Here is a 9,385-nt window from a genome sequence, read left to right as displayed (position 1 = left end):
ATACAACCAAAAGCGAGATGATTTGGTTCAGACACGGAATCACTATCAATCCGCAGAATCCGCAGGTGGGGAAATTTGCGCCGAAATCTTTCTTCTAACGCCTGAGTCCCCCATTTGGACTTGGCTTTTTGCGCCGAACAGCATAATAAATGATGCCCACCTTTGGCGATCGCCTTATCAAGTGCTGCAATCAAATCCTTCGGGTTTTTCCCAGAGTAGTTGTAACACTTGCCAGAAACGGGCTGATAGTTGTTAACGATGACGAAGGGGTTTACTTTATATTCTCCCGCTAGAGAAAGAACATACTTCACATCGGTATCTGACACATCGGCAGACGAGAGATATATTTTCCCCATGTCACTAGCCAGAACGTTTTGGATTAGCTGCTTGAGGTTTCGGAGGATGGACACCCGCCGCTTCTGCACGTCTGTAGTGGAGTTGAGCAAATGCCAAAACACTTGGTCACACTCATCTATAATAATGACATCATTGCACCAGTCGGCTGGGTCAAAACGAGCTTGACTGTCCTTGTGCAAAGAATCCACGCACACACCGAAGCCGAATAATCCCCCGGTATGAGATGTGTAGAGTTCACTAACGTAATCAACACCGAAGCGATCGCACAATGCCTCACCCAGTTGAATGCGATGAGTAATGATAAGTACGCGCCGGCATTGCTCGTGAGCTTTGGCCACTTGATGGGTTAGCCACTCGGTTTTACCCGTTCCCTTTGGAGCTTTGAGAACAATCAGCTTTTCGCCTTCGGGAGCAATCAGCCCACCCAGGAATCTTTGGTTGAGTGCGATCGCAGGAGGATAAGTCAACAAGGTAAACAGCTTGATTTCCCACAATGCCAACGCTTCAGCCGTATTGTACAGTGAATGAAATGCCGCTTGACCTTGCGCGACGATGAAATCATCTACGCCTTTGTCTGGGCCTGGGAGGTCAATTACTCGCAGTTCACAACTTTCATGCACAAACAACCGACCCAGACGACTAATCGCGGTTCGCACTCGTTGAACTGTTTCAGGTTTGGTATCGTGGTCAAAGCAGATATTAATTTGTCTGCCCTTTGTGGCAAAATGTTTCAGTTCGGGAATTAATGATGGTTTACCAGGATAAGCAGGGGAGGCAGGGGAAGCAGGGGAAGCAGGGGAGGAATGATTATTAAAATCTCCCCCTGCTCCCCCTGCTGCACCTCTCCCCCTGCCCTCTTCTTGTGATGTACGATACCCTGAGTTTACGCCGGGAATGGCGATCGCAGCATACCCCGCACTCAGTAAACAACCCGCTTTCTTGACCCCTTCGACAATTGTCACTGGAACATTATTCTTCCATACCCAATACCAAAACCCCCACGGGTGCATCAAATCCTCGTCAGTGATGGGGATACCAGAACGGTTGGAGACTTTAGCCCAAATTTTGTTGGTAACTTGCAGGAAGAAGGAGCGAGTTTGTTCTCTGTAAGGATGCTCGTACTTGATAAACTTGTGGAACTTTTGGGGATCTCGCCGGGGCTTATCTGGTTTGAAGCAGCCCCAAATCATCAGGATGTAGTCATTGAGAGGGTCAACGCCATCGCACCACCACCCGCCTTTTTCAATGTGCTGATATTTCCTCAAATCCCCGTCGCGCAGTCGCCCATCGTTACGGCGGGAGATTTTGTCGCTGTAGAGCAAATACTCGTGGGGTGTAGTGCCAGAGAGCGATCGCACATTCAGCAATATCAAATCTTCATCAACGCCACTGTCTAGCCATTCTTGTAAGTGATGAGGTTCGAGATTCATATTCCCCCCTATAGACGCATGAAAGAGTTAGCGGTATGGAGTCATACCGCTAGTAAGTGTTTGTGATGGAAAGGCTATATTAGTACAAAAGAACTAAACGAGTTTTGCAAAACTTACAGGTGAATTTGCTGAAGTTGTATAAAAATAGTGTTATCGTGTTGACAAGTGTTTCAATGGATATTCCGGGTATTTGAAGCGATCGCGCCATTGCTGCGGTTGCTTTTTTCACGGTGTTAGGAATGTGGTAGTAGCGGAAGAAACTACCACCACATGGCGATTCAGTTTTGCCCCTGGGAGAAAACCTCAATTAACACGCTTTCGGGATACAAACCAACCTTTCCAAAGCGCGGGTCATGAATGCGTTCTATTTCTATGCCCTTGTTCCGGCATAATGCGCTAGCTTTGCGTCCCTTAGCTCCAGCTTCTTTGGCTGATATCTCCAAACCTTGTAAAATGGCGAAACCTACGACAGTGTACTTGTGTCCAGAGGGTGTAGCATAGCGGTCTTGCTCAACTTCCACAGCTTTGAGTCGGTATAATATTTCATGCTGGCGCTGTTCTTGCTCCAACAAGCGCTGCTCCTGAAGTGCCATTTGAGCAGCGATCGCCGCGAGTAATTGAATTTGGGTGAGGGGCTGGGGTACAGTTTCTTGACCCAAAAAGACTTTCATTAGCGTCCGGTTAGCCCAGATGCGGAACTCAAGAGATACCCATTGGGCTAAGTCAATCGCTATCTCTGGGTGTACCCATGTACCTTGAGAACTGCCGTAGCCATCAATTTCAATTACTAGAGACGATATCGGAATGCCGATGTCGTTTGAAAGTGCCGTCCAGTAAGCTTTTGTGGATTTTCGTTCTTTGTAATGTCCCCAAGATTTGTTATTTGCATGGCACATTTGGGTAGCATTCACGTAACCTTTGGGGATGGTGTACTTGCCTATTTCGCCATCGTCGGGCATCTGGTGGATTTCACTGTCGCGCCATAAGTGTGTCAACATAATTTATCTCCATGTTGTTTTCAAAAACTTTGCGAGGATTGTTCAGACCATCACTCGCACTAACTCTGCTTCTGCGACCAATGAAGAGGAATTGAAGCTGGAGGTATTGGGGTCAAGCATTGGGGAATGCCACTCAACCAAATAGAACCAAGCGCTATCTACAAACTGAAGACCCAGCACCAAACGCTGTTTCGTAAAGGGCGCATCATTAACAAGCATGACGCGATCGCCAATGGCATAAGCCGGCTTTTCCACAGTGTTCGGTTCCATGCGGCCAGTAGTGATGATTCCGTACTTGCTGGCTTGTACAATCTCGTTTTTAAGTTCGATGAGATAAACCCACTGCCCTCTATCCCACCTAAACCCAGAACAATAGCCGAATGTCCTCAAGGCTTTGAGATAAACTCTCTCCCACAAGTTCACCTCAAACAAGGGAATTTCTTGACCCCAGGGCGCAGAGAGATACCAGCACCTTTCTAGAAGAGTAATTTGCTCAGTCATATTTTCTTCCCCAACAGATGATTAATAGCCTCTGCATCAAGCGCCTGAATCCGTTTTTTAATCTGCTGAGGGGGGTTATCTAAAAACTGTTTGAGATGACTTACTCCAATCTCGTAATGCGTTGGACAACACTTGTTTACCTTGAGCCAGCCTCGATTTATCCAAAGACGGACAGTAGATAAATTCAAATGCAAAATGCTTGCTATTTGATAGCACTTGTACTTATTTAAATCAGCTAATTGTCTACTCATGCGACTACTCCTATCTGTTCTTTAGCTGGAGGTAAGTAAAAAACATAGGGAGTATCAAACCCAAACTCCAGCCGATAGTATTTGAGTGCATACTGTTCTCGGAATGTTCGGTTTGGAGCGATTAATAGCAACTTCTGTTGATAGGCATTTCTATTTTTAGTAGTGGCTTTTTTGTACAAAACTCCTAGAAACCACTCAGTTCGAGGATACATATATGCACGACCAAATCGTTCAATACAAGTGCTGAACCACATCCCATTATTTTCAGCTAGTGCTTTCTTAAATGCCTTGCGCCATTCTTCTTGAAATTGTTCTTGCAGTTTGTGTAAACGAGATTGCCAATATTGTTCCCAGTAAGAGTTACTTGTAGCTTGTGCAAAGTCTTTGGAGAATGATTTGAGGAAGTCGTAAGCCGCATCAATTTTGATAAAGTTCTCTGCTTTACCGCCGCAATCTGGGTGATGGACAAGTGCAGCAGCACGATAGGCTTTCTTGAGATCCGCCATCGTGAAAGGCGTTTGTAATTGGAGAATTGTTAGGGCTTGGGTGAATGTGATTTTCATGATTATCGTTTGATAATTTGAGCGCTGAGGGAAGCGAAAATTTACTTGAGCAATATTGAATTTGGACGTTATTTGACCACTGTTATATCTGTCTACTATTTCTTGCTTGATGGCTTCTTGAGATTGCCCATTAGCTATATCAATATGGGCTTCTCGCGTGATTGTTTTGACTAGAGTAACGATGACTTTCATGAGGATTATTGGTGGTGAGTAACGAAGGGGAGAATTAAAAAGAATGGCGAAAGGCAACTAAAAGTCCTCGTTTAATTCTCTATTTTTGATGAACCAGCAAAAATTGATAGAAAATTACAATGCCTAAAATTGATTTTGTACACCATAGTTAATTTTGGTGTGCAATAATCTAAAATACCTGCAAACCAGAAATTAGAAATCAAAAGTCAGGAGCCAGAATTTAGTTTGAGCTTTGTGGACTAGCGGGATAGAAGTGGTCAAAGAAAACGTCAGATTCAAAGTTAATAGTCTTAGCTTGTACTATTAATTCTGGGTTGGGAATTTTGGTTTCTGAAATCTGGATAAATACTAGTTGTCGCCCGGATTAATGGATATTGATTCGGGTGAGTTTCTTTTAGCTAATCGCGTAACAGTTGCTAGCATCAAAAAGGCAGCATTCACTTGTTGATGGCGATCGCACTTGTCACTCGCTAGTCATCCCCCAAGGCATCGGCTGAGGTCGGGATGATGCGCGTCGAAGAAAACAAACTCCTCCTCCTCCCAGTCGAGATGCAGGCACAGGTGGATTTGGTCGGGGTCTTGTTTACAGGCGTGGCTACCCTCCCAGTAGTTAGCGCCTGTTTGCTCCCACTGGTGGCTTTCGGCGTAGATTTCGGCGCGGAAAGCCTGGGCTGCTGCCTCTCGTACTGCTAGCGCGGTGGTAGGAATCTTCCGCTCGTCCTGGTCAACTGAGAACAGGTTGTACGCCTGGGGTATTTCCACCAACTCAAGAAAATACTCAACCACCCCTGGAACAGCATTTTGAAGTGAAGCGCGATCGCACTCAAGTAGTTGCAGCTGATCATTAGCTACGGGGTAGGAGAACAAGCGATCGCGGTAAGCCACACATCGCTGGCTAACTCCAGAAATGCTCATGTCTTGCTGTATTGCGTGGATGTTGTCGCAGATTTTGCGGAACAGGAATAAAAAATCAAAGGCTTCTTGTTCTGTTAAGCAGCCGTCTATCCGCCAATTTGCTGGGTTGGACTTGAAGCGACGGATGATTTTTTCGGTCTGTGAGTCAATATTACCCGCTTGGGCAAGGTCAGGATAAATGCTTTTATCTTGCAGCAAGGACGGGTAGGTGAATTTGTGATGCTGGGTGAACTTGAGGTGCAGACAATCAGCCAGCAGTGCAGATAAGCCCTCTGAGGTGAATAATTCGGGGTTGTCTTTGAGAAGCGTTTGGAAAACTGATACGGTAGACATAGCTAGTCCTTTAGTGTGGGATTAGTTCCGGCGATCGCAAACTTTGGACGGTGGGCGATCGCTTTTAATAATGTCCTGGTTTAGAAAAAATACTTATATTTCAACGCCTAATTCTGCTCCTAGTGCTTTTTCTATGCCTCTTAGTGTTTCTATGGGCAAATCTTGAACTTTTTCACGTTCAATTCGGCTCCAATGATTAGCACTAATTCCCGCTTCTGCGGCTAACTCAGTTATAGTTTTGGACGAAGCTTTTCTAAGATTTTTAATTTTTTCTCCTAAACCAGGGTACTCCTTACTAAAGGTCACACGCATTAAGGTTAATCCCACAAGTCCTACTCCTTAAGTATCTTTTGTTGGGATATATTTCACACGTTTTTATATTAACCTCTTGAGTCTGACTTGACAAGTATAACCTTAGAAGTTAAATTATGAGCATAGAGGAAGCAAGCACCAGCCTCTTAGTAAATAAAGCGGTGCAACCACCAGAACCATGAAATACACAATCAATCGAAGCCTGGAAGGATAACCGAAGCACTGGAGAACCCAGAGAAGGGGAGGGATACAGGAAAGAAAATTGATTGCATCGATAAGTCGATGAATAAAAAATTGCCAAAGAGGGACGGTAGAGGCTTGAAAGCTTGGCAAGCGACTACCGCCTGACAGAGTAACTCCCGTTTTGGCAAGCTCCGGCCACTGGCACGGGGCATTATAAGTGACAAGTAGGTTGCTGTAAACAAGGGCTATTGCTTGCTCCTTAGTAGGCAATAGCCATTTGCTCAATAGTCATCATCACAATAACGCAGGTCAGATTGGAGACTGGAGATTTCACCTTCAATATTAGATATTTCACGGTTTAAATCCCAGATAGAATCTTCAATCTCCCGCTTTTTTTCTTCTTGCGCCCTGAGTTTATCTTGTTTTCGGTCTAATTGGTTTTTCAACGATTCAATTTGAGACTCTAGGCGAGAACGCTTACTCATAGCAAATCCTCCTGTAACACGGTATTAAAATTACCATGCACAGAGGTTGATGCCTATGTAACTAAGAGATGAAAAAACATTCACCGGAAAAGGCAGAGGGCAGGAGGCAGGAGGCAGGAGGAATGTCTCCTGCCCTCTGCCCACGACTGAAAGGAGTAAGGGTCTGAAGCCCCGGACATATCTTTGATTTGGGAGCTTCCAATTGGGAGGGGTCACAATCCCCTTCCAATTGGTTCCTCCTGCCCTCTGCCTCCTGCCTCCTGCCTTCTTGAATCATCTCATCAGTTTACTGTGCATCCTCAACTAAGTTTCCAAAGTTCTCCCCCTTCACCCAGCGACAATAGGTTTTGTTATTGCAGTTAGTCAGACAAAAATAACCGCATTGCATCAGAGCAAGCGATCGCTTGTGGTCGAGAGTGATTTACTCTTTACTAGCATCACTTTATCAATTATATTATGGATACGTCAAGTGCTACTAGTAAAGAATATATTATGTTGGAGTTAGATTTAATTACCACAGTTGCATGGAAACCAGCTTTTGGGGAGAAGCTAAAGCAGATGCGTGGGAAGGTATCTAGACGTTCACTTGCCGAAGAAATTCAATCAAAATTTGAGTACAAAGTTTCTCAGCAATATATACAGCTATTAGAAAACCCTAATATGCCGAAAGCGCCTCAAAACGTGTCTTTTCAGTTACTTAGGTATATTTGTCAAATCCTTGGACATGATGTGCAAGAAATCTTCGGTTCCCCAAAAATTATCTCTCAATAATTTACTAGTGACACTTGACTTATTATAAGTGGTACTAGTAAACTAATAAGTATAGAGGAACAAGCGCCAGCTTCTCTAATAAATAAAGCGGTGCTACCACCAGAACCTGGAAAACTGAATAGCCGACGAGTCACGCAGCCGGGGAAAGGGGACGCAGGGGCGTGACGGGCAAATTTAAAAGCTGTACTAAATCCTGGTAAGTCCGAATTGGGCGATCGCATTCATTGTGGTCGCCCTTAAACTACTGCTGCTTGTGACTGATATAGAAACGGCTACGCCAAAACGAAAGTGATTGCGCTGTGGCTCCCCACAACGTAGTCATTAAAAACAAAGGCGATCGCACCGTCTGAGAAACCTTGCGATCGCCTTTTACTAGAATCAGGTCTTTATTATGACTCAAACAACAGTAAACAAGCAACAAAGTCCACTAACCGAGAGCGATCGCCAAATCATCGCCACCATAATCCAGCGCCATCCAGAGCAAATCAAAACCATCTGGATTGATTGCGGAATCACGGTGTGGGTGCAACTGACCAACGGCGGTTGGCTACCGTTTGATCGGAACTGGTTCGCGCAAAGAGTAGCTGAAGAGAAGCTTTCTCTAGAAGCGCAAGAAAACCTCCACAGACGCAACCAAGAACTTGAAGCCGAGCTAAAACAAGCCTGTAAAGAACAAGGGTTGAACTATGGTGAAGTGGACTATCTAATGTTCTCCACAAGAGTCTATCAAGGACATAATTTCGTTGGCATAGTCGGTTTTCACCGATTCAGCAGCTTGTGGACATACAGGCGCAGAGAACGAGGTAATGACCAGTACGCCAGTAGTGTGAAAGATGCACTAACAAAGTTAGGGGTGAGGCAGTTGGTGACAGTGTAGAACTGCTACGCCTAAGCACATGGAAATACATTAGGTGGTAGTTAGTCATGAGTACACAAAGAGAAATACTGTCCAATATCGCCCAATGCTGCAAGTACGTAGGTTTGGATCTACAGGAAAACGGCATCTACTACGGGGACAGACGACTGGTCGAGTTTGTCGAGAGCGATAGTCAAACTTACTACGTTCAGACCTTGCAAGAACAACCGCTAGACGAGTGCGATGCTGATCTGTTGGATATACCGATAGGGCAGCTTACGCCAGAGCAGTGGTCAATGCTGTTTGGGGAAGGGAAAGAGCCAGCGTTTTAGGAATGAAATTATTGAGAGAGGTAATATGACCAAGCTTGGTTACAACGCAAAAAGTCAAGAATATATAGTATCGGAGTTAGGGCAAATAGTAGACTCCGACCCCAATCTCGAAGCACTTGCTCAAAGAAACAACTTCTTTAGTGTCAACGATGAGGAGAAAGAAGCTCATACTAAAGAAGAAACAGTAAAAACTGAGTAGTTGTTATCAAGCATACTTTAAAAGCAGTTTGTTAAAAGCAAACTGCTTTTGTATTGGAGCGCTCTTTATAAAGTTGAGAGTTAAAAAATGAAAATCACGACTTATGAACAACTAAATAAACTAGTAGCAGAGTCTTTAGGCTGGGAAATAGGCATATATCTCATATACCAAGGCGAATTTCAACATGATGATGAACTTGAGTTTTTCTATCCGCCTGACATTGAAGAAGACAGGAGAGAGCGTTGGTTTGAAGAGTTCGGAATTGCCCCAGATTTCTGTTGCGAAATTTGGAATGTGGAAGCGTATGTTCTGCCGGAGTGCGATCGCCATCGGTTAACAACGCAAATCACAATAACACCGAGTATGGTTAGCTGTGGCATAAAACCTCTAATGGCTGATGGGAGAGGGACAGGCATGGCATCTACTGGTGTGAAGGGCATACCGAAATCGATAGCTTTAGCCGTTTGTCTAGCGTGGTTAAGATTCAAAGGGGTTGAGTTTGAATTAGCATTGCCACTGGAACAGACGGTTGATGTAGAAGAACCGACAGAACCAATTTGTCCAATGGATGCAGCAGGTGTTGATCCGTGGGACACTGAGTATCCACAAATATCGCCTTATATTCCGTAGGCGTAGCTTGCCGCCGTAAGGCATCGCACTCTGTTCAGAATTAAACGCATCCTGAAGAGAGTGCGATCGCACTATGT

14 protein-coding genes are annotated in these 9,385 nt (G+C 44.7%); 5 read left to right on the top strand and 9 right to left on the bottom strand.

Going from position 1 to position 9,385, the window contains the following annotated elements:
* The 8 genes from H6G83_RS34010 to H6G83_RS33970 form a co-directional block, all read right to left on the bottom strand.
* Window positions 1-1,787, bottom strand: a 1,787-nt coding sequence (locus H6G83_RS34010) for a DUF3854 domain-containing protein (RefSeq protein ID WP_190480468.1), incomplete at its 3' end; no start/stop codon positions are given.
* 278 nt (window positions 1,788-2,065) lie between these two features.
* A complete protein-coding gene (locus tag H6G83_RS34005; RefSeq protein ID WP_190480465.1) occupies window positions 2,066-2,785 on the bottom strand; it encodes a KilA-N domain-containing protein in 720 nt (239 codons plus the stop codon).
* A 42-nt stretch (window positions 2,786-2,827) separates the two neighbouring features.
* The gene (locus H6G83_RS34000; RefSeq protein ID WP_190480463.1) at window positions 2,828-3,286 is read right to left on the bottom strand and encodes a DUF1392 family protein; all 459 of its coding nucleotides are present in this window, start codon (window positions 3,284-3,286) and stop codon (window positions 2,828-2,830) included.
* Window positions 3,283-3,537, bottom strand: coding sequence for a MerR family transcriptional regulator (locus H6G83_RS33995; protein WP_190480461.1), 255 nt, complete (start codon window positions 3,535-3,537; stop codon window positions 3,283-3,285). Before H6G83_RS33995 ends, H6G83_RS34000 begins: the two co-directional genes overlap by 4 nt.
* A complete protein-coding gene (locus H6G83_RS33990; RefSeq protein ID WP_242044998.1) occupies window positions 3,534-4,292 on the bottom strand; it encodes a J domain-containing protein in 759 nt (252 codons plus the stop codon). Before H6G83_RS33990 ends, H6G83_RS33995 begins: the two co-directional genes overlap by 4 nt.
* A 474-nt stretch (window positions 4,293-4,766) precedes the next feature.
* Window positions 4,767-5,540, bottom strand: a complete 774-nt coding sequence (locus H6G83_RS33980) for a hypothetical protein (protein WP_190480457.1) — start codon at window positions 5,538-5,540, stop codon at window positions 4,767-4,769.
* A 93-nt stretch (window positions 5,541-5,633) separates the two neighbouring features.
* Entirely contained in the window at window positions 5,634-5,867 is a 234-nt protein-coding gene (locus tag H6G83_RS33975; RefSeq protein WP_190480455.1) for a helix-turn-helix domain-containing protein, read from the bottom strand.
* A gap of 449 nt (window positions 5,868-6,316) precedes the next feature.
* The gene (locus H6G83_RS33970) at window positions 6,317-6,520 is read right to left on the bottom strand and encodes a DUF4349 domain-containing protein (RefSeq protein ID WP_190480453.1); all 204 of its coding nucleotides are present in this window, start codon (window positions 6,518-6,520) and stop codon (window positions 6,317-6,319) included.
* 456 nt (window positions 6,521-6,976) lie between these two features.
* On the opposite strand from H6G83_RS33970, the gene H6G83_RS33965 reads away from it, so the two are divergent.
* The gene (locus H6G83_RS33965; protein WP_190480451.1) at window positions 6,977-7,291 is read left to right on the top strand and encodes a helix-turn-helix transcriptional regulator; all 315 of its coding nucleotides are present in this window, start codon (window positions 6,977-6,979) and stop codon (window positions 7,289-7,291) included.
* 241 nt (window positions 7,292-7,532) lie between these two features.
* Here the strand turns inward: H6G83_RS33965 and H6G83_RS33960 are convergent, their stop codons facing one another.
* A complete protein-coding gene (locus H6G83_RS33960) occupies window positions 7,533-7,691 on the bottom strand; it encodes a hypothetical protein (protein ID WP_190480449.1) in 159 nt (52 codons plus the stop codon).
* Here H6G83_RS33960 and H6G83_RS33955 point away from each other — a divergent pair.
* The 4 genes from H6G83_RS33955 (at window position 7,683) to H6G83_RS33940 (ending at window position 9,308) form a co-directional block, all read left to right on the top strand.
* A complete protein-coding gene (locus H6G83_RS33955) occupies window positions 7,683-8,168 on the top strand; it encodes a hypothetical protein (protein ID WP_190480447.1) in 486 nt (161 codons plus the stop codon). The genes H6G83_RS33960 and H6G83_RS33955 overlap by 9 nt on opposite strands.
* 47 nt (window positions 8,169-8,215) lie before the next feature.
* Window positions 8,216-8,479 carry a hypothetical protein gene (locus H6G83_RS33950; RefSeq protein WP_190480445.1) on the top strand — a complete coding sequence of 88 codons (264 nt, stop codon included), beginning with the start codon at window positions 8,216-8,218 and terminating at the stop codon, window positions 8,477-8,479.
* Window positions 8,480-8,504: 25 nt separating this feature from the next.
* Entirely contained in the window at window positions 8,505-8,678 is a 174-nt protein-coding gene (locus H6G83_RS33945) for a hypothetical protein (RefSeq protein ID WP_190480444.1), read from the top strand.
* An 87-nt stretch (window positions 8,679-8,765) separates the two neighbouring features.
* A complete protein-coding gene (locus H6G83_RS33940; protein WP_190480442.1) occupies window positions 8,766-9,308 on the top strand; it encodes a hypothetical protein in 543 nt (180 codons plus the stop codon).
* Window positions 9,309-9,385: the final 77 nt, after the last annotated feature.

It is taken from the genome of Anabaena azotica FACHB-119 (assembly GCF_014697625.1).
GTDB classification, from domain to species: Bacteria; Cyanobacteriota; Cyanobacteriia; order Cyanobacteriales; family Nostocaceae; genus Trichormus; species Trichormus azoticus_A.
Note: the sequence above shows the minus strand (reverse complement) of the source record. Positions and strands in the feature narration are given on the sequence as shown.